General features: G+C 61.6%; 18 protein-coding genes and 1 tRNA gene. 9 read left to right on the top strand and 10 right to left on the bottom strand.

Annotated features, from left to right (window positions below; translation table 11 throughout):
• On the bottom strand, window positions 1–925 hold a 925-nt coding region (locus NKJ15_RS22840; protein WP_352817711.1), incomplete at its 3' end, for a DUF4350 domain-containing protein.
• Window positions 922–1548, bottom strand: coding sequence for a DUF4129 domain-containing protein (locus tag NKJ15_RS22835; RefSeq protein ID WP_352770139.1), 627 nt, complete (start codon window positions 1546–1548; stop codon window positions 922–924). The genes NKJ15_RS22835 and NKJ15_RS22840, both read right to left, overlap by 4 nt.
• Window positions 1549–1700: 152 nt before the next feature.
• Between NKJ15_RS22835 and NKJ15_RS22830 the strand changes: the two genes are divergently transcribed.
• Window positions 1701–2576, top strand: coding sequence for a hypothetical protein (locus tag NKJ15_RS22830; protein ID WP_352770136.1), 876 nt, complete (start codon window positions 1701–1703; stop codon window positions 2574–2576).
• Between the two features lie 60 nt (window positions 2577–2636).
• Entirely contained in the window at window positions 2637–3401 is a 765-nt protein-coding gene (locus NKJ15_RS22825) for a hypothetical protein (RefSeq protein WP_352770133.1), read from the top strand.
• Window positions 3402–3465: 64 nt separating this feature from the next.
• Here the strand turns inward: NKJ15_RS22825 and NKJ15_RS22820 are convergent, their stop codons facing one another.
• The 5 genes from NKJ15_RS22820 to NKJ15_RS22800 all read right to left on the bottom strand — a co-directional run bounded on the left by NKJ15_RS22820 (window position 3466) and on the right by NKJ15_RS22800 (window position 7052).
• Window positions 3466–4242 (bottom strand): N-formylglutamate amidohydrolase, encoded by a 777-nt coding sequence (locus NKJ15_RS22820; RefSeq protein WP_352770131.1) that lies wholly within the window; start codon window positions 4240–4242, stop codon window positions 3466–3468.
• Window positions 4242–5555, bottom strand: a complete 1314-nt coding sequence (locus tag NKJ15_RS22815; protein ID WP_352817706.1) for a type I glutamate--ammonia ligase — start codon at window positions 5553–5555, stop codon at window positions 4242–4244. The genes NKJ15_RS22820 and NKJ15_RS22815 overlap by 1 nt, the downstream gene beginning before the upstream one ends.
• Window positions 5552–6199, bottom strand: a complete 648-nt coding sequence (locus tag NKJ15_RS22810; RefSeq protein WP_352770125.1) for a cysteine hydrolase family protein — start codon at window positions 6197–6199, stop codon at window positions 5552–5554. The genes NKJ15_RS22815 and NKJ15_RS22810 overlap by 4 nt, the downstream gene beginning before the upstream one ends.
• Before the next feature lie 194 nt (window positions 6200–6393).
• Window positions 6394–6648: a glutathione S-transferase family protein gene (locus NKJ15_RS22805; protein ID WP_352770123.1), complete on the bottom strand. Its 255-nt coding sequence runs from the start codon at window positions 6646–6648 to the stop codon at window positions 6394–6396.
• Window positions 6549–7052: a glutathione S-transferase N-terminal domain-containing protein gene (locus NKJ15_RS22800; RefSeq protein ID WP_352817703.1), complete on the bottom strand. Its 504-nt coding sequence runs from the start codon at window positions 7050–7052 to the stop codon at window positions 6549–6551. The genes NKJ15_RS22805 and NKJ15_RS22800 overlap by 100 nt, the downstream gene beginning before the upstream one ends.
• Window positions 7053–7463: 411 nt before the next feature.
• On the opposite strand from NKJ15_RS22800, the gene NKJ15_RS22795 reads away from it, so the two are divergent.
• The 3 genes from NKJ15_RS22795 (at window position 7464) to NKJ15_RS22785 (ending at window position 11172) form a co-directional block, all read left to right on the top strand.
• The gene (locus tag NKJ15_RS22795; protein ID WP_352770118.1) at window positions 7464–7895 is read left to right on the top strand and encodes a YybH family protein; all 432 of its coding nucleotides are present in this window, start codon (window positions 7464–7466) and stop codon (window positions 7893–7895) included.
• A gap of 450 nt (window positions 7896–8345) precedes the next feature.
• Entirely contained in the window at window positions 8346–9983 is a 1638-nt protein-coding gene (locus tag NKJ15_RS22790) for a hypothetical protein (RefSeq protein ID WP_352770115.1), read from the top strand.
• Window positions 9967–11172, top strand: a complete 1206-nt coding sequence (locus NKJ15_RS22785; protein ID WP_352770112.1) for a PAN domain-containing protein — start codon at window positions 9967–9969, stop codon at window positions 11170–11172. Before NKJ15_RS22790 ends, NKJ15_RS22785 begins: the two co-directional genes overlap by 17 nt.
• Window positions 11173–11544: 372 nt before the next feature.
• Here the strand turns inward: NKJ15_RS22785 and NKJ15_RS22780 are convergent.
• Together NKJ15_RS22780 and NKJ15_RS22775 are read right to left on the bottom strand one after the other, a co-directional pair.
• Window positions 11545–11618: transfer RNA gene (locus NKJ15_RS22780), tRNA-Gln, on the bottom strand.
• A 110-nt stretch (window positions 11619–11728) separates the two neighbouring features.
• On the bottom strand, window positions 11729–12661 hold the full coding sequence (locus tag NKJ15_RS22775; RefSeq protein ID WP_352501488.1) for a lysylphosphatidylglycerol synthase domain-containing protein: 933 nt from the start codon (window positions 12659–12661) through the stop codon (window positions 11729–11731).
• Window positions 12662–12989: 328 nt separating this feature from the next.
• Here NKJ15_RS22775 and NKJ15_RS22770 point away from each other — a divergent pair, with 328 nt between their 5' ends.
• Together NKJ15_RS22770 and NKJ15_RS22765 are read left to right on the top strand one after the other, a co-directional pair.
• Entirely contained in the window at window positions 12990–14372 is a 1383-nt protein-coding gene (locus NKJ15_RS22770) for a Ppx/GppA phosphatase family protein (RefSeq protein WP_352501489.1), read from the top strand.
• Window positions 14373–14430: 58 nt separating this feature from the next.
• Complete coding sequence (locus NKJ15_RS22765) at window positions 14431–15126, top strand: RlmE family RNA methyltransferase (protein WP_023674449.1); 696 nt, start codon at window positions 14431–14433, stop codon at window positions 15124–15126.
• Between the two features lie 181 nt (window positions 15127–15307).
• Here NKJ15_RS22765 and NKJ15_RS22760 read toward each other — a convergent pair whose 3' ends face one another.
• Entirely contained in the window at window positions 15308–16729 is a 1422-nt protein-coding gene (locus NKJ15_RS22760) for an MFS transporter (RefSeq protein WP_352501491.1), read from the bottom strand.
• 294 nt (window positions 16730–17023) lie between these two features.
• On the opposite strand from NKJ15_RS22760, the gene guaB reads away from it, so the two are divergent.
• Together guaB and NKJ15_RS22750 are read left to right on the top strand one after the other, a co-directional pair.
• Window positions 17024–18526 (top strand): IMP dehydrogenase, encoded by a 1503-nt coding sequence (gene guaB, locus NKJ15_RS22755; protein ID WP_352817699.1) that lies wholly within the window; start codon window positions 17024–17026, stop codon window positions 18524–18526.
• 31 nt (window positions 18527–18557) lie between these two features.
• Window positions 18558–19097, top strand: coding sequence for a hypothetical protein (locus NKJ15_RS22750; protein WP_352542392.1), 540 nt, complete (start codon window positions 18558–18560; stop codon window positions 19095–19097).
• Window positions 19098–19105 lie beyond the last annotated feature (8 nt).

Genomic DNA, 19105 nt, shown 5'->3' with positions numbered 1-19105 from the left:
GCGAATCGCCACGCCCCCGATGGCCTAAGGAATTCGCGCGCTGGTCGATACGCGGCGGGCCGAACCGGCCAAGGCCATGCAGGAACGCCAGCGCCGCAGCGATCAGGATCGTCAGTGTCAGCGCCAGGAACGGCGGCTCGACCAGAAGCTTGGCGAGGTCATATTTCCGCGCCCCGCCGTGCAGTGTCAGATCGAACATGACCAGACCCTTGCCAGGCCGCAGCCATTGGATCAGGTCGCGCGCCGCGGCCGCCTTGTCGGCATCTCCAATCGCGGAATTGTTGATTAGGTCGGGGTCGGTCAGGATGAAAAAGGGTTTGTCTTGGAATTCGACGAGGACGGCCTTGCCGCTGCCTGCCGCAATGATCGGGTGATCGTCGGCAACCCATTGCATGTCTTGCGGCGCGGCGACGAGATGGCCCCGGATCTCGAGTTGCTCGACCGTGCTCCTGCCGACACCGAGCTTGGCCTTGGCGATCCGGCCGAGCCAATTGTTGACTACGGTGTCGGGCAAACGCTCGATTTTCATCTTCCATCCCTCATGCTGCTGGAGGGGCAAGGTCTGCCATTTGGGCAGCACGAAGAGAGTCTCGCGGTCATCGCGAAGCTCAAGAATGCGGTCAAGCGCCTCCGGATCGCTGTCGGGCGAGATGGTGACGATCAGCAGTATATCTCTGGCAAGATCGTCTTCGGTCCGCGCCATCAAGGGCGCTTCGCCGGTGAGCCGCAGCCATTCCGCCAGGCCGGCGTAGCCGACGCCGCTTTTCGACAGCGGCGTGGCGCCGCCATTGCCGGGTTGCCGGAAATCGGGAGCATAGGTGGACAGCAGGAAGAAACCGGCTGCCGCAAGGAGGCTGGCGAAAATCCCCCAAAACAGTGTCTTTCGATTGAACGGCTCCTGTGCCTCGACCGCCGGTGCGCTCACGTCCAGGCATCCCGGAAGGCGAAACGTTCATAGGCGCCGCGCGCCTGCCGCCAGCCTTCCGCGCCGACCGGCCGGCGCGCGAACAGCGCCGCCTCGACAATGCGGGCGATCTCGGTAAACGCATGGCGCGCCCTTCCCGGCAGGGAAGGGGCATTGGCGATGTCGCGCGCGGTGAGCGACGGGCGCAGGAAGTCCGGCAGCCGGCCGGCAATATCGGCGACGCTGCGCCGAAGCAAAAGGTGAACCGCCTCGTCATAGTCGCCGCGTGCGGCCAGCGCATCCGCTTGCGACAGCAGGATCTGCGCGGCGCCGGCGTCGGGGCGCCAGGCTTCTTCGTCTTCGACTTCGGGTCGGGCGCGCTGCCACGGCAGCCGCCAGGCGATGCCTTTCACCTCAAGGAAGACCAGAAGCAGGATGATTGCGACGCCCGATATCACCGCCCCCCAGAACAGATAGATCATGTAGGGACCGAGCCACGACAAAAAATCCTGTAGCGGTTTCAGCCATTCGGCCGGCTTCGGCGGCACATAGGCCGGCAGGTCGAACTGGATCGACTCATCGGCGATCAGCTGCTTGTGCAGATTGGTCAGCCGTTCGGCTTCCGCTGTGCCTGGCTGTGCCACCGCCACCCTCTCCCCTGCAACCTGTGGTTCCCCAGCCGACACTGGCAATGCGGCAAGACAATTGCAAGTGGACTAGACGTCGACCTCCAATGTTGGCACATTTAATGCGGGGATCACCAGCCGATATGCGGTGATTAAGCGGGGGACGCATCATGGTTTCAACGACATTGGAACGGTCGGACAAGTTTCGCATCGGCAGGGTTTTCAGCAACAGTTTTGCGGTTATCGGCCGCAATCCGGGTCTGTTGGTCGGACTAGCGGCTCTTTTTTCCGCCCTTCCGGCACTGGTGCTTAACCTTTGGAATTACAGCAATTTTGCCAACATCAATATTGCTAGTCCCGAAACTCTGGCTGTTGCCGATCCCTCGGCGATTCTACGCAACTCGTTAATATCGGTGGCTTTTGGCTTGATATATCTTGTGCTGGCTTTGTTGTTTCAATCATCACTGGTGAGGGCGACGATAGAAGACTTGAACAGCAAGCGCCCGGCAATCGGTGACTGCATCCAAATAGCTTTACGCTGCATATTCCCGACGCTTGGGATCGGGCTGGTGGTCTTTTTCGTCATGGTCCTCGGGGTTGTTGCGATTGCCGTCGCAGGGCTGATTATCCCGATCTTCGGGACGATCATCGCGTTCGTGATGCTGCTTGTTCCCGGCATCATGTGGTTGCTTGGTATATCGGTTTCCGTACCCGTGCTGATCCAGGAGCGCCTTAGCGTGTTTGGCTCGATGTCGCGGAGCCGCGCCCTGACGAAGGGCAGCCGCTGGTCACTATTCGGCCTTTTGCTGATTCTGTTCTTGGTGGCGATTGCCTTCCAAATGGCATTCGCTTTGGTGTTTGGATTGGCTTTCGCCCTTACCGGCAGCCTCTCGACCGTTGGCCTGATTGTGGGCGCGATTGGAAGCGCCGTTGTGTCAACGGTCGTGTCGACGGTAATATCGGTTGCCATCGCCGTTAGCTATGTCGAGCTGAGACAAATCAAGGAAGGCACCAGCGTCGAAGACTTGGCGGAAATCTTCTCGTAGCGGCAAGGGATTTGCTGCCTTCATCGCGTCAGGATCGGTCTGGACTGGATAGGTAATATCGTGGCGTCAATAACGCTGGAACAGCCCGACAAATTTCGCATCGGCAGGGTTTTCAACGACAGCTTTGCCGTCATCGGACGCAATCCCGTTCTTTGCCTAGGGCTTGCCTTGATTTTCTCCGCCCTGCCGAGATTCGTATTTGCGCTCTGGTTCAGGAATACCGTTACGAATGTCGAGCATGGCGGCCCGGAATTCTCGGTTCAACGGGTCGCGCTCACGGTGGTTGGCGCGATCGGCTATATTGTCCTCATGTCCTTGCTGGAGGTGGCTTTGACGCGCGCTGCCATCGAGGATTTGAGCGGCAAGCGGCCGTCGATGCGTGATTGCATCGGGACGGCCGTGGCACTCCTGCTGCCGGCAATCGGCATTTCGCTGATTGTCAACATTGGCTTCACAGTCGGCCTCGTGCTGCTCGTCGTTCCGGGATTTTTGTTGTTGGTTCTCTGGGTTGTAGCGATACCGGTTCTGATTCAGGAAAAACTGGGGGTATTCGCGAGTTTGGGCCGCAGCCGCGATCTTTCCAAGGGCAGCCGTTGGTCTCTGCTCAGTCTCTGGTTCCCCCTGTTCGTAGCTTTGGTCGCAACAAATTTCACGTTGGGCCGCGTCCTATCCCACTTAGGCATTCCGCTCGTGTTCTTCCTGGACGCTCTGGCGCGCGCGGTCGAGCAAGTCGTGTTTTCCGTTGCCATCGCCGTCAGCTATGTCGAGCTGCGTCAAGTCAAGGAAGGCACCAGCGTCGAAGACTTGGCGGAAATCTTCTCCTGAGGACGGGTGGAGGCTTTTCATCGACGGCTCGGCTCTCGCGTTGCGCTCGAGCAGCCGAGCTTGTTCACAAACCCTGTGTCTGCGCCGGTAACGCTGCGGCCAGCCGCTTCGCCCATTCTTCGATGCCGGAGCGGCCCGCCAGCAGGTCCTGCCTGATCTCGATGAGGACGGCCTGAATGCCGCGATCGTCGCCATGGACCGGTATGGCGTAGTCGCCGTCGCGGCTGATCGCATAAGGCTCGTTTGCCGCGGCGTTGAGCGCACCGTCGGCGCGCAGGCCGGCAAGCACTGCCTGGCCGAAATCGACTGCCCGGTCGTAAAGCACGCCGGCGTGCCAGGGCCGCGCAATGCCGAGGAAGACCGGCGTGAAGGAGTGGACCGTCGCGATCCGCGTCGGTCTGCCCTGCTTCGCCCGGTCGTCGAGATGGGCGGCCACGCGGTCATGAAACGGCGCGAACATGATTTCGGCACGCCGGCTTCGCTCCTCCGGATCGAGGCCGACATTGCCGGGGATGCCGGTGTCCTCCGATAGCGCCGGAATGCTGCCGCTGGAACCAAGCGGCCGGTTGAGATCGATCAACAGCCGCGAATAGGAGCTGAGGAAAGCCGGAGCATCGAGCAGTTTCGACAGAGCGCGGGTCACTTCGGCGGCGCCGATATCCCAGGCGATATGGCGCTGCAAATGGCGGCTGTCGAGACCGAGCCGCGCATACTCGGCCGGAATATGATTGGACGCGTGCTCGCATATCAGAACGATATCGGAACGCCCCGTTTCGTTGATTGCGTCGACCGCGGGTGGCCAACCTTCCGGTAGGATGGCGTTGGCAACCGGCTCAGCCATCAATACAGCGTCCGGTAGAGATCGCAGACCGCCACTGGGTCGAGACCGGCGAGGCGCTCGGTCTCATGCCGCTTGAGGCCGACAAAGGTCTCGACGAACACCGGCGCGAACCATCCGGTGACGGTCTTGTCGGTGACGAGCGCGTCGAGTGCCGCCGGCAGCGTTTCCGGCAGCCGCACGAGGCCAAGCTTCTTGCGCTCGGAACCGCTCATCTGCGTCGGGTCGCCTGAGACAAGCGGCGGCGCCGGCAGCTTGGCCTTCAGCCCCTCCAGCCCGGCGCGCACGATCGCCGCCAGCGACAGATAGGGATTGCCGGTGGCGTCGGCTGCCCGGTATTCGATGTTGTACTGCCGCGCCGGATCGCGCCCGCCGATCGTCACCGTCGGGCAGATGCGCAGGCTCGCCTCGCGGTCGCGATCGGCAAGCCAGGTGTAGGACGAACTCCAGCTATGCGGCTTCAGCCGGTAGTAGGACGACACACTCGCCGCCGTCATGGCGGTGATCGCGGGCAGGTGGCGCAGCACACCGGCACAGAACGAAGCGGCCTGGCTGGAAAGGCCGCCCGGCTGGGCCGGGTCGTAGGTCGCCGGTTTGCCGGCGTCGTCGACGAAACTGAAATGGATGTGGACGCCGTTGCCGACGGCATCGGGAGCGGTTTTGGGCGCGAAGCTCGCCCGCCAGCCGGCACATCGCGCGACTTCGCGCGTGATCTCGCGGATGGCGACGGCGCGATCGGCCGCGGCAAGCGCATCGGCCGGCTCGCACGTCACCTCGAACTGGTCGGTGCCGAATTCGGCGATCACCACTTCGGGCGCGACGCCGGCTTCAGCCAGCGCCGCCATCAGATTGGCGGCGAACGGGTCGGCGCGGCGCAGTGCGGCCAACGACATCGAATGAGCCGGTGCGAAGTCTGCCTCGATATGGAATTCATGCTCGAAGGCGGCGATGACGGAAAGCCCGGCCGCTGTCTTCAACTCCGCCAGCGCATCCTTGAGCATGGTCCGCGTACAGCCGACCCACGGGCTGCCGTCGAGTTCGACGATGTTGCCGGCGACCATGTCGAAAGCCGTCGCCGATCCGGTCAGCGCCGTGCGGAACCGCGCGTTGAGATCGGGAATGAGCCGCACATCGCCGGACGAACCCCACGGATTGGGGTCGACGATGGAGTTGAACGGCGTCAGCGACAGATTGGCCTGCAGCCAGCCGAGCCCGGTCGCCGCGATCTTCGGCAGCTTGCTTTCGACGATCGAGCGGCCGCGCGTGATCGCCGACAGATCGGTGGTGACGACGGCAACCAGCGGTTCGACGGTCATGCAGCTTTTCCCAAGGCTTCGAAACGGCCTGTAACGGTGGCGGTATCAGTGACCCAGCAATAGCCACCGAAGGCTTTTAGCGCACCGTCATGACGCTCCTGCGAGGCGGCGGCGCAAGCGTCCGATACGCAGGTGACGAGATAGCCGCGATCGGCGGCATCGCGCACCGCCATGTCGACGCACTGGTCGGTCATGATGCCGGCGACGATCAGATAACGCACGCCGAGGTTCCTCAGGACATAGTCGATATTGGTTGAATTGAAGACACCCGACGAGGTCTTCGGCAGCATGATCTCGTCTCCGACTGGCGCCAGCGACGGCACCGGCAGGCCCTCCGGCCGGCTCGGCGCGATGTGGATCGGCGTCAGCTTGTGGTCGAGCGAGCGGTCGCGGCCGTCCTCGGTCAGGCTCTGGATGATGGTATGGATCACCTCGACGCCGTTGGCCCGCGCCGCCGCCAGCAGGCGCTCCTGGTTGGGGATCGTTTGCGACGCCGTCTGCCGGTAGAAATAGTGGTCGGGACCGCGCTCCGGATGCGCCGGATCAGCACCCGGCTCCAGCCAGACACGTTGCATGTCGACCAGCAGCAGCGCGGTTTCGCCGGCCCGGAACGGCTCGTTTCGTTTTGGCAATGCTGGCGTCATGCTTGGGGTCCCCGCTTCGCTGATCAAAGTCTGGCTGATTTAGCTGATTTTGGTCCAGGCGTCCTGCGTGGCGGGCGCACTCAGCGTCGCTGGTCGATGGAGGATAAGGCGCGGATCGTCGCAAAAACGCTGAAACCGACGCAATAATTTTCGAAGTCGTCCCGCGTTGAGGTCTCAGACCGCAGTGCGAGCCGTTATGGGATGTCCGCAAGGGGCACTCCGCTGCGCTCCGCGCAAAGGCTCCGTGTGCGTTGCCACGCTGGGCGTGCCAACGCCCTTGCGTAATATGCGCTCAGCCGCGGGTATGGATCGAGGAGATCGGTATGGCCGACTTGGCGCAGCACGGTGGTTAGCAGGATGTCGGCGACGGTGAATATCTCGCAGGCAATCCACTCGCGGCCTTCGAGCCGGCGCTCCAGTCCCGCAAACCAGCGGTGGGCATCCTCCACCAGTCCCGTCCGCCGCTCGGCGGCCCCCGCGCCGCCCATGCCGGCGTCGATCCCGTCGATCTGGGAAAGCGGCCGTTCGACGGTGGCCAGCGCGGCGAAGCACCATTGCACGACTTGCGTGCGTCCGATGAAATCGGCGGGAATAAGCTTACCCGCTTTTCAGCGAGGTAGAGCACCACCGCGCCGGACTCGGCAACGATGACGCCGTCGTCGTCGATCACTGGAACCTGATGGAAGGTGCTGACCCGGCCGTAGGCCGAACTATCGAGCTCGCCGGCAGTGAAGTCGAGGGCATGGAAGCGATAGGGCAACCCGGTCTCCTCGAGCGCCCATTGCGCACGCAGGTCGCGACCGTGGCCAAGCATCTCAGGATGAACGCGTCCGAAACCATAAAGCGTGAGCATGGATCCTCCCGCGCGCGTCGACGTTGCTTGAAAATGCGTCGAGCTGCACGATGTGTGGTACGGCTCAATATGGCCGCCACTTAACATGAAGCTTTCCATCTCCGTCAAACATCTAGCTGCCGCGTACCGATAGGTTAGACTCCTTCGAAATGCAGCCTTCGCATACCGAGGATATTGTCGAACACATAGTCTTCGGACGTGAAAACACTTTGGCTCGCCCGTACGACGCCGCGATGCGGCAGACCGGGAACGCGGGCAAGGTGCACCATGCGGCGGGAGCCACATGGTAAACAGTGCACTCACCGTAATTCTGATCTATACTCCGGACATCGGCCCGAACGCCTGTGGCAAGGCGAAGGGCGGATGAAGCGCTTGATAGAGTTCTCTTTGTAGTCATGTGGCGATGTTAAGATGTTAGCCTCCGACCTGACGAAATTTATCGAGCAGGATCATCTGGCTCTGGATGCCTTCGTAAAGGGCGATCCTGAGCCCTTGAAAAACCTCTACTCGCGACAGGACGACGTCATTATTGCCAATCCCTTTGGCCCGCCGGCGAAGGGATGGAGAAAGGCCGCTGAGATCATGGAACGGGCCGCCACCAATTACCGGCACGGCAAGGCCATCGGTTTTGAGCGCATCTCGGAGTATGCGACAGCCGATTTGGGATACATCATCGAGGTCGAGCGGTTCCAATCCAAGGTCGGTGGTGGCAACAAACTGGTGCCGATTGCGCTTCGGGCCACCACCATATTCCGGCGCGAGGAAGGCGCGTGGAGGATCGTCCTTCGTCATGCCGATCCGATAACCTCGGCACGCCCGCCGACGTCCATTGTCGGGGAGTAGAAGGGTTGCCGGAGAGGTTTTAGGAATTACGGTGACACCCATTAGCCGGCCTCCCGTCAAGGGCGCGCGGAATTTTTTGGCGGCGTCAGCCGCCAATTGCATTCTTTCTTTTCCTTGCTTTTAGCGGCAGGTTTTGAACCGTACCCGTTTCTTCACGCTTGGCTGCGAACGTATGAACGATCGCGCCAGACATCCATAGGGATCAAGCATTGGTCAGGCCTTGCGGCTTTCCCTTGTCCCGGCGGCTCAGCCGCCCCAGAAGAACGTTGGTTCGGCGCCGTGTCCAAAGGGGTCTTTCAGTTTCCATGGCTGTCGGGTTCTCGACGCCGATCTCCGCCTGGCTGCACCATTTTCTTTTCGCTGGCGACTGTGGCCTCGGAGACGCTGCAACTATTGCGGGTGCCTTAACTGCGACTGCCCAAAGTTGTAAACATAGTCATTTTTCAGTGTATGCTGAAGGCGATCAAGGCCGAGCGTTGCCTGATCACGGGGGCGAGTGCAATGCAGACAGTGATGAGCCAAAAATTGGCGAGCTACGGCCAATGGACCTACCGGGGCGCGTGGGCACTTGAGATCGCAGCCGCAACGATTGGCCTTACGACAGGCGTAGCTTTAGGCGTCCAAGCGTTTTCTGCGAGTGAATCGGTAACTGCAATGGATTTGACGCTCGCAAGTGCGCCCTTTCTCATGGTCGCAATTGCTGAGCTAACGAAAATACCGATAGCCACCCTGCTTTTTAGCGCATCGTGGTTATGGAAGCCCATAATCTTGGCGTTTCTACTCGTATTGGCAGGCATAACTTTCGAAACTGTATTCATGGGAATGGAGCGAGCGGGTGCGCTGCGCCAACTGCGCTATGAAGAATTGGTAAACAAAATCGACGCATTGGACCAGGAGGCCAAAAAGCTGGCTTCGGCTGACGAGCTTGGCCGAAAATCCGATCAGGTCGAGCAGGCGCGTTCCGAAATTGAGCAGCTTACACATCTTGCGGAAAAATCTCGCGCGACGTTTCAGTCGCAGATAGCCGAGGTCAACGCTGAGTTACAGGGAACGACAGCCATCACCCCCGAGGCCTCCCGCGTTCGGGATCAGGTGGACGAAAAAAGCGCGGTTCGACAGGCCCTGTTTCAGCAGCGAGATAGCGAAATAAGGGACGCAGTCGATCAGTTTGAGCGCCAGCGCGACAGCTTTGTCGAACGCATCAAGATGGCGCGCGATTCAGCCGACAGTGACTCGGCTCGAAAGCTAGAGTCGGAAGTGGCCAAACTGGCTAATCCACGCGCAAAAATCGTTGCCAAGTTCGACGTACAGATAGAACCGCTAGATGAGGAGATCGCGGCCCTACGGGGAGCTTTCGATCGTTTGCGGGCAAGCAGCCCTCCTATGACTGCCGATCAGAGACAGAAACTCACCGATAGACGTTCATCTTTGGAGCAGACACGCGACAGCGATGCGGGGGCTTGGCAGCGCAGATTGGATGAAGCCGGCAAACGGCTCGCGGAAGCCCAATCCGCCGAGGCCAACAAGGCAAATACGTCGGCGGAAAATCAGGTAAGACAAGACCAGATTGCCAAAGAGCTTAGTGATTTGGAGAAAGAGCGGATTCCCATGGCGCGGACCGATCAGGTCCGGCGTATCGCTTCACGATGGTATGGGAGTAAACCGGAACTGGTAACCGAACGCCAAGCCGGAACAATCTCGGTAATCTGGTTTAGCTCACTTGCGATCATTGCCGCGCTCGCGGGACCAATCACAGCAATGGTGGCACTTGCTCTGCAGCGGATTGCCGCCCGAGAAGAGGATATGTCTGAGAGCAAGTTTTCCAGGCTGCTTCGTAGAATGCTTTTGAGTTGGCGTTGGCGCCGAGTTCGAACAATGGAGGTACCGGTCGAGATTGCGGTCGAGAAGGAGGTCGAGAAACGGGTCGAGGTGCCGATCGAGAAGGTCATCAAAGAAATCCTTTACGTTCCTCTCTTCACCGACGATCCCGAAGTTCTTCGAAAAGCCCTGGATCAGGACTTGCCGGCTGAGGTGGCGGATCTCGTGACCGTATCCATGAAAGGTCGCAAAAGTGCTCGTCCGGCATAATACCTCGCTGCTTGAGCAAGCCGTCGATCTCGTCATACAGAGATCGGCAATTCCGACCTTGCAAGCTCAGGCGGCAGCTCAAGAGAAAACAGCGCGAGCGACTGCCTTTCGCCGGATGGCGACGGGCGGAGCCATTGCAGTAGCGGCTGTCGGGGTTGGGCTGGGTATAAAACTCGGTCTCTGGGATAAGAGCTTGCCAGAGCCAATGGTTTTATCGACGATAGAGCAATCGAGCGCGCGCACTGTCCCGAATGTTGATCACCCGCCTATTCCCATCCCGACACCAAAGCCTGCGCCGGAAGAAACGCCACGGGTTGACGTGCCTGCCAAGCCTGACGTGGTGACGGTCGATTTCAATAAATTCGCCACCAAAAGTGTGGAATTCCAAGGCATCAAGTGGGAGCTCATATCGGGTCATCACTTCAAGGATGAAAAGGACGAAACGTGGGACCGGGCATGGTGCTATTCTCGCCGAAGTGTCAACGGCGTTGACGTTAACGTAGCATTAGCGTCCCGATCTGCCCCGAACGCGCCTCCAGTCGGACCAGGCGCTGCCGTTCAGACCCTCCAACTGGTCGGTCTCAATGATTCATCCGCTGTTGATCTGGTAACAAAATGTGCGTGGCTGGACGGTCGCACATTTGCCTCATCGGACGTCATTCCAGACCAGTCTCGAGAGCAGGCAAACGCTGTACCAACACAAACTGCTGTGCCCGAAGTCGATCCGGACAGCGGATTTGTGGTCGTATCCGGGTGGGACGCGATCGGAAACGACCTGCCCGATATGCCGATTAGAAGCGTGAGCTCCGAACAGTGCCAAAGTGCCTGCGACAGAGACTTCAAATGTTTGGCGGTTACCTACAACACAAAATTCCAGGCTTGCTTTATGAAAGGTGATGCCTCGCTCTTGGTCAAAAGCGCTGAGTCCATCATGGCTGCCAAGAAGGTGGTGGAGGGAAACCTGCGCTATTCGAATTTGGTGTTCGCCACAAAAACAGAAATCTCCGGCAATGCATATTGGAACTCTCCGCTCCGATATCCAGACTGCATACTGCAGTGCGCGAACGACAACTCCTGCTTAGGTTTTAATTTCCGCAAAAAAGAAAGTGCGTGCGTTCTGTTCAACAGAATAACTCAATCCGCGGACAACGCAGCAGTTGTGTCTGGCATCAAGAGCGTGGCCAACTAAAGTTGCTTTAGAAGGTTCCCATTCGGACTTCCTCTACCCCTCGTGCCGATTTGGCGAATGACGTCTTGAAGAGAACATAATGGCTCAATCCTCGACCGCCTCTGCGCGGCATCGAGCGTGCCGCGCGCGGCCAGCATGCTGATCGCCGATTCGCGGACGTTGACGGCGGTCGGAATGGTGCGCGGATTGCTCACGTCCTTACAATGGGACTGAAAAAGGGTTCGGAATAGTGGCGAGGTGGAGCTTTGATGTCGCGATGACAGGGCGCGGATGATGCCGTAAAAAGCCGTCGATCGCCCGAGCTTCCTATTCTGACCTTCTTCCGCGATATTTCTATTTTGGGAAATGCCGAAAAAAGCCAAAGAAATCAACTGGCTGGGGAACCTGGATTCGAACCAGGACTAACGGAGTCAGAGTCCGTGGGTCTACCGTTAACCTATTCCCCAGCAGGCGCTTGTCGCGCAGGGTGGGCCGCCAGGCAGCCGCGCGGCCCTTGTAGCCGCCGCCGGAAAATAGTCAACCCTGTGTCTGGCTTCAATTGTAGGCTTCTGGCGCTTCAACTCTCGCTGCGGCTGTATTGCGAGTGCTCGAAGAACAGCACCACGCCGAGCGCGATCAGCAGCGGGATGATCAGGTAGAACAGCCGGAACACCAGCAGCGCCGCCAGCACGCCGACCTGGTCCATATGTGACAAGCCCGCGAGAAACACCACCTCGAACACGCCCAGCCCGCCCGGCGCATGCGAGATCTGCGCGATCGAGAACGACACCAGGAAAACGCCGAGCACGATGAAATAGCCGGGATTGCCGGTGGCGGGCAGGGCGAAGAAGATGATCGCCGCCGCCGCCAGCAGTTCGATCGGGCCGACCAGCAATTGCCGCGCCACGATCGGCAGCGCCGGATAATGCAGCTGAAAGCTGCCGATCCTGAGTGGTCTCAGATGCAGCCAACTGCCGAATATGTAGGCCGCCACCACGAGCAGCATGGCGAGCCCTGCTGCTTGCGACAGCCGGTGATGCGGCGTGCCGGAAAACCGGTCGATCACGTCGGGCTCGAGCAGCAGGACGATGCTTGAGACGAACAGCGTCGACAGCACGAAGGTGATCCAGCAGATCGCCACCAGAATGCCGACGTCCTGCCCGGTCAGGCCCCTGGTGCCGTAGGCGCGGTAGCGGATCACCGCACCGGAAAACACCGAGCCGCCGATATTGTGCGACAGCGCGTAGGTGGTGAACGAGCAGAAGGTGACGAACAGCCACGATACTTTCTTGCCGATGTGCAGCAACGCGATGTGGTCGTAGCCGGCGAGCGAGGCATAGGCGATGACCGAGCTCAGCGCCGCCAGCACCCAGCCGCGCGCCGGGATGGCGATTATGCCGGCCCAGACATCGTCAAGCGAGATGCCGCGCAATTCGTGCAGCAGCAGCCACAGCGAGAACACCACCGCGGCGATGCCGATGACGGGCCAGAAATAGCGCCTCCAGTTCATGGCATGACGATCATGCGTTGCAGCCCGTACCGTTTTCCGGTTCGCAGCAGGCAAACCGCCCGCGTTGCCGAATGATTTACCCTCCATTTCAGAAATGCCTCATTGAAGCCGGCTATTCAACCGGGAAGGCGCGTTGTGGCGCTCGCGCCTTCCCTTCTCCCAAGGGGACAAGGGCTCACCGACGTCGCCGCCTTCACGCCGCCGGCAAAATTCGCCGCGAGCGCTCTTGGTGATCCGGCCGTGCGCTGATAGTCTGGCGGCAACTTGAACATGTAAAAGCGCCTGCTGCGTCCGGTCTCCGGTTCGCGCGGCGCCGGAAGGAACGACAGTGGAAGACCACGACGCCGGCGCTGGCGCGCCGGAAGTGGGCGTGTCCAGGGGTTCGCCGACGCCGTCCGGCCAGGCAAGCCCATCCACCGGACGCTACGGCCGTCAGGTGCAACCCTGGTCCGGCAATGGACAGGCTGGCGACACGTCCCACGATCACAAGGGTCAGAACGGCCCGCATCAGAACGGCAAACCCAAGAAACGGCGCAAGCGTCGGCGCGGGCGCAAGGTTTTCGCACGCGACGAGACTCGTCCGCTGGCGGCCGGCGCTTCGGTGCCCGCCGCCAACGAGGCCCCGGCCGCGCGCCCGCCCCAGCCAGCGGCTTACGCGCCTCCGCCCTCAGCTCCGCCAAGGCCGGGGCAAGGTGCCCGCACACCGCCGCCGCTGCAGGAATTGCCGGTGTTTGCCGCGCTCGATCTCGGCACCAACAATTGCCGGCTGCTGGTCGCGGTGCCGACGCGCCATGGCCAGTTCCGCGTCATCGATGCCTTCTCGCGCATCGTCAGGCTGGGCGAGGGCCTTACCGCCAATGGCCGGCTCGGCGACGCCGCAATGGACCGCGCGGTCGAGGCGCTGAAGATCTGCGGTGACAAATTGCGCAACCGCAAGGTCAGGAAAGCCAGGCTGATCGCCACCGAGGCCTGCCGAACCGCCGCCAATGGCGTCGAGTTCCTCGAGCGCGTCGAGCGCGAGGCCGGCCTGAAGCTCGAGATCATCGACCGCCAGACCGAGGCGCGGCTGGCGGTGTCGGGCTGCGGTTCGCTGGTCGAGCGCGACACGCAAGGCGTCGTGCTGTTCGACATCGGCGGCGGCTCGTCCGAAATCGCGCTGATCGACCTCACCGGTCAGCGCTCGCCAAGGCTTGCCAACCATATCGTCTCGTGGACGTCGCTGCCGGTCGGCGTCGTCTCGCTGGCCGAGCGTTTTGGCGGCCGCACGGTGACACGCGAGATCTTTGGCGCCATGGTCGAGGATGTCGCAATGCGGCTGCGCGCCTTCGACGGGCGTGATCGGCTGAGCCACCTCCTGGCCAGCCCGAAATTCCATTTGCTCGGCACATCGGGCACGGTGACGACGCTGGCCGGCGTCCATCTCGATCTCGAACGCTATGACCGCCGCCGCGTCGACGGGCTGTGGATGGATCGCGACAGCGTCGACCGCATGGTCGAAAAACTGGTCGGCTGGGATTTCCAGCAACGCGTCGCCAACCCTTGCATCGGCGCCGACCGCGCCGACCTGGTTCTGGCCGGCTGCGCCATATTGGAGGCGATCCGCGCCGTCTGGCCGTCGGAGCGGCTGCGTGTCGCCGACCGCGGCCTGCGCGAGGGCATATTGAGCGAATTGATGGCCGATGACGGCGTCTGGCGGCGAGGCAGAGCATGATCCCGAAAAGTGGCTGCCGGTTTTCGGACAAGATCATGCTCAAACAAGCAATCAAGCAATGACCAAGAAACCGGAAAGACCGAGCTCCGCCGGCATTCGCGTGCTGAAGACAAAGATCAAGAAGAAAAGCGGCTTGAAGGAATCGTCGCGCCGCTGGTTGCAGCGCCACATCAACGATCCCTATGTCCAGCGCTCGAAGGCCGACGGCTATCGCTCGCGCGCCGCCTACAAGCTGATCGAGATCGACGACAAGCACCATTTGCTCAAGCCTGGCATGAAGGTGATAGACCTTGGCGCGGCACCCGGCGGCTGGTGCCAGGTCGCCGCCGCGCGTACCAAGTCGACCGCGGAACACCCGAACGTCGTCGGCATCGATTACCTCGAGATGGACGCCGTACCGGGCGCCCCGGTGCTGCTGATGGATTTCCTCGATCCGCAGGCACCCGAAAAGCTGGCCGAGACGCTGGGCGGCCAGCCCGACATCGTGCTCTCCGACATGGCCGCACCGACCACCGGCCACAAACGGACCGACCACATCCGCACCATGCATCTTTGCGAGGTGGCGGCCGATTTCGCGCTGTCGGTATTGAAGCCGGGCGGACATTTCCTCGCCAAGACGTTTCAGGGCGGCGCCGAGAACGAATTGCTGGCGAGACTCAAGCGGAATTTCCGCTCGGTCCACCACGTCAAGCCACCGGCCTCACGCGACGAATCGGTGGAGCTGTATTTGCTGGCGAAGGATTTCAAGGGGTAGCGCCCTTTCCTTCTCCCCTTGTGGGAGAAGGTGGCCTCGCGAAGCGAGGTCGGATGAGGGGTGTTCCAGCTTGGCAACACGCTTGCAGTTATCATCGCCTCATTTCTTCCAACACCCCTCAACCGTCTCGGCGCTGCGCGCCGATCCACCTTCTCCCACAAGGGGAGAAGGGAAGGGGTTCTCAACTTCCCGGCGGGCTCACCGGCTCCAGTGTCTTCGGCGGCGTCAACCGGCCATGTCCAGACACGGCATTGCCGGCGTCCGGCGCCAGCCGCATGAACGACAGCGAGGCTGCCGCCGACACCGCCGCTACGATGAAGAAGGCGGTGTGGAAGTCGCTCAGCGTCAGCGGGCCGCCATGGATCTTGGTCGACACTTCGAGGATGCCGCCGGCCAGCGCCACGCCGAGCGCGATCGCCAACTGCTGGAACACGGCCGTGATCGGCGTCGCCTTGCTGGTGTCGGCGGCCGAAATCTCGGCGTAGGCAAGCGCATTGATGCCGGTGAAGAACATCGAGCGGATGAAGCCCCCGGCGAGCAGCATGGCGAGGATCAGCCCGTAGGGCGTGTCGGGTGTGAACAGGCCGTTAATGGCGATGGACGCGGCAGCGATGAGCGAGCCTGAAATCAGCACACGGCGGAAGCCGGCGACCCTGAAGATCAGCGCGGTGACGAATTTCATGCCTATGGCGCCGATTGCCGAGACGAAGGTGATCATGCCGGACTGGAACGGCGTCAGCCCGAAACCAATCTGGAACATCAGCGGCAACAGGAAAGGTACGGCACCAATGCCGATGCGGAACAGTCCGCCGCCGAGCACCGAGGAGCGGAACACCCGATTGCGAAACAGCTCGAGCGCCAGCAGCGGGTTCTTGGCGCGGCGCGCGTGCAGCAGGTAAAGCACCGCCGATGCCAGTCCGACGGCAACGGTGATAAAGCCGGCAACTGGCGGCAGAGCCGGCAGGCTGACCACCGAAAGGCCGAACACAATGCCCGATGCCGCCAGCCCGCTCAGCACGAAACCGATGAGATCGAGCGGCGGCGTCTGCGCGGCGTCGGTCTTCGGCAGGAAACGCGTGGCCAGCCAGATGCCGATCAGCCCGATCGGCACATTGATCAGAAAAATCCAGTGCCAGGAAAAATAGGTCGTGATGAAGCCGCCGACCGGCGGGCCGACCAGGGGGCCGACCAGAGCCGGGACAGTCAGCCACGACATGGCGGCGACGAGTTCGCTTTTCGGCGTCGCGCGTACCAGTACCAGGCGTCCGACCGGTGTCATCATGGCGCCGCCAATGCCTTGCAGGAAGCGTGACACCACGAAAGCCGGCAACGAATTGGAAATGGCGCACGCGACCGAACCGACGATGAACACGGCGATCGCGGCACGGAAGACATTCTTGGCGCCGAAGCGGTCGGCCATCCAGCCGCTGATCGGAATGAAGATCGCCAGCGATACCAGATAGGCGGTCAGCGCCAGCTTGAGCGCGATCGGGCTGGTGTGGATGTCGATGGCGATCGCCGGCAACGATGTCGCAATGACGGTCGAATCCATGTTTTCCATGAATAGAGCGACCGCCAGGATAAGCGGAATGGTGCGGTTCACGATGGATCCGGCCTTGAAATGTGCGTCGCGATTGCTTGCCGGCCCTGGGGCCAAACCGACAGGTAGGGCGGTTATCATGGCTTGGCCCGGATGTCGCATTAATTTGCTGTCACGTTTGTGCGACCGCAAGTCCCGCAGCCCCTGGGGCAAAATGCAGCTTCGCCACTACACAACCATCGGCTTTTCAACGGCCACGGGACGTGTTACGAGCCAGCGCCAATCCTGAAAGGGAAGAAGACGAGTCGGCGCTGTCCATCCAGGGCGAGCGCCTTTCCTGCATTCCGAGGGCTGGCCATGGCAAAAATCATCGAGACGTCCACCGGCGCATTGGCGCTGACCTTTGACGACGTGCTGCTGCAGCCGGGTCATTCCGAGGTCATGCCCGGCGAGACCGACATCCGCACCCGCATCGCCGGCGACATCGACCTCAACGTGCCGATCCTGTCGGCCGCCATGGACACGGTTACCGAGGCGCGGCTCGCCATCGCCATGGCCCAGGCCGGCGGCATCGGCGTCATCCACCGCAATTTCGCGCCGGCCGAACAGGCCGAGCAGGTGCGGCAGGTGAAGAAATTCGAATCCGGCATGGTGGTCAACCCTGTCACCATCGGTCCCGAGGCGACGCTTGCCGATGCGCTGGGTCTGATGCGCACCTACAGCATTTCGGGCATTCCGGTGGTCGAGAACGGCGGCACCGGCGGCCACACGGTCGGCCGGCTCGTCGGCATCCTGACCAACCGCGACGTCCGCTTCGCCTCCGATCCGGCGCAAAAGGTCTATGAGCTGATGACCCGCGAGAACCTGATCACGGTCAAGGAGAACGTCGATCAGGACGAGGCCAAGCGGCTGCTCCATCAGCACCGCATCGAGAAGCTTGTTGTGGTCGATCGGGACGGCAATTGCGTCGGGCTGATCACGGTCAAGGACATCGAGAAGTCGCAGCTCAACCCGCACGCCACCAAGGATGCGCAGGGGCGCTTGCGCGCCGCCGCCGCCACCAGCGTCGGCGATGACGGTTTCGAACGCGCCGAGCGCCTCATCGACGCCGGCGTCGACCTTCTCGTGATCGACACCGCGCACGGTCATTCGCAGCGCGTTCTGGATGCGGTGACGCGGGCCAAGAAGCTGTCCAACTCGGTTCGTATCCTGGCCGGCAACGTCGCCACCGCGGAAGGCACCTTGGCGCTGATCGATGCCGGCGCCGACGCGGTCAAGGTCGGCATCGGACCAGGCTCCATCTGCACCACCCGCATCGTCGCCGGCGTCGGCGTGCCGCAGCTCTCGGCGATCATGTCGGCGGTCGAGACGGCGCAGAAATCCGGCGTCTCGGTCATTGCCGATGGCGGCATCAAATATTCGGGCGATCTCGCCAAGGCACTGGCCGCCGGCGCAAGTGCTGCGATGATCGGCTCGCTGCTGGCCGGCACGGACGAAAGCCCGGGCGAGGTCTATCTGCACCAGGGCCGCTCCTTCAAAGCCTATCGCGGCATGGGCTCGGTCGGCGCGATGGCGCGCGGCTCCGCCGATCGGTATTTCCAGGCCGAGGTGCGCGACACGCTGAAACTGGTCCCGGAAGGCATCGAAGGGCAGGTGCCGTACAAAGGACCTGTGTCTGGCGTGCTGCACCAGCTTGCAGGCGGCCTGAAAGCCGCTATGGGTTATGTCGGTGGCCGCGACCTTGCCGATTTCCGCGAGCGCGCCACTTTTGTGCGGATATCCAATGCCGGACTTCGTGAAAGCCACGCCCATGACGTCACGATTACCCGCGAAAGCCCGAATTATCCTGGCGGAGCCTGACCGTCATGCGTCTTGGCGCAATCTGGCGGCAATGATCCTGCGGCTGTCGCGCCACGCGGCCGCACTCTGTGTCGCCACCGTGGCGGTTTTCATCATCATGACGGCAATGGAGTTCCTCTATTTTCGCCAATTGAGCGGCGGTCTGCCGTCGCTCGACATGCGCTATGCCGGTTTCACCCCGGATGAGGGCATGGCCTGGCTGACGGCACTCGGCCGGCGCGGCAGCGAAATTATTCTCGTCTGGCATTACCTGACCTTCGACCTGCTTTTTCCGGCGCTGCTGTCGCTGACGATGGTCAGCCTGATCCTGGCCACGGGCCGGCGGCTGAAGAATTTCCGTGCACTGCCTGCGCAAACCCAGTCGATATTCGCGGTTGTGCTGGTGCTGCCCTACCTGCTTACCGACTATGCCCAGAATATCGCCGTGGCTCGTCTTTTGTCCGATTTTCTGTCGGCCAATCCGGATTCGCTATCCTTCGCCTCGGCGCTGATCGTCACCAAATTCGCCCTACTGGCGATACCAGTGACCGTCACTGCGGCTTTCACTCTGATGGCTCAGAAACGGTCTTGAAGGCTGGG

Source organism: Mesorhizobium sp. M0207, assembly GCF_040321995.1.
Lineage (GTDB): Bacteria > Pseudomonadota > Alphaproteobacteria > Rhizobiales > Rhizobiaceae > Mesorhizobium.
Note: the sequence above shows the minus strand (reverse complement) of the source record. Positions and strands in the feature narration are given on the sequence as shown.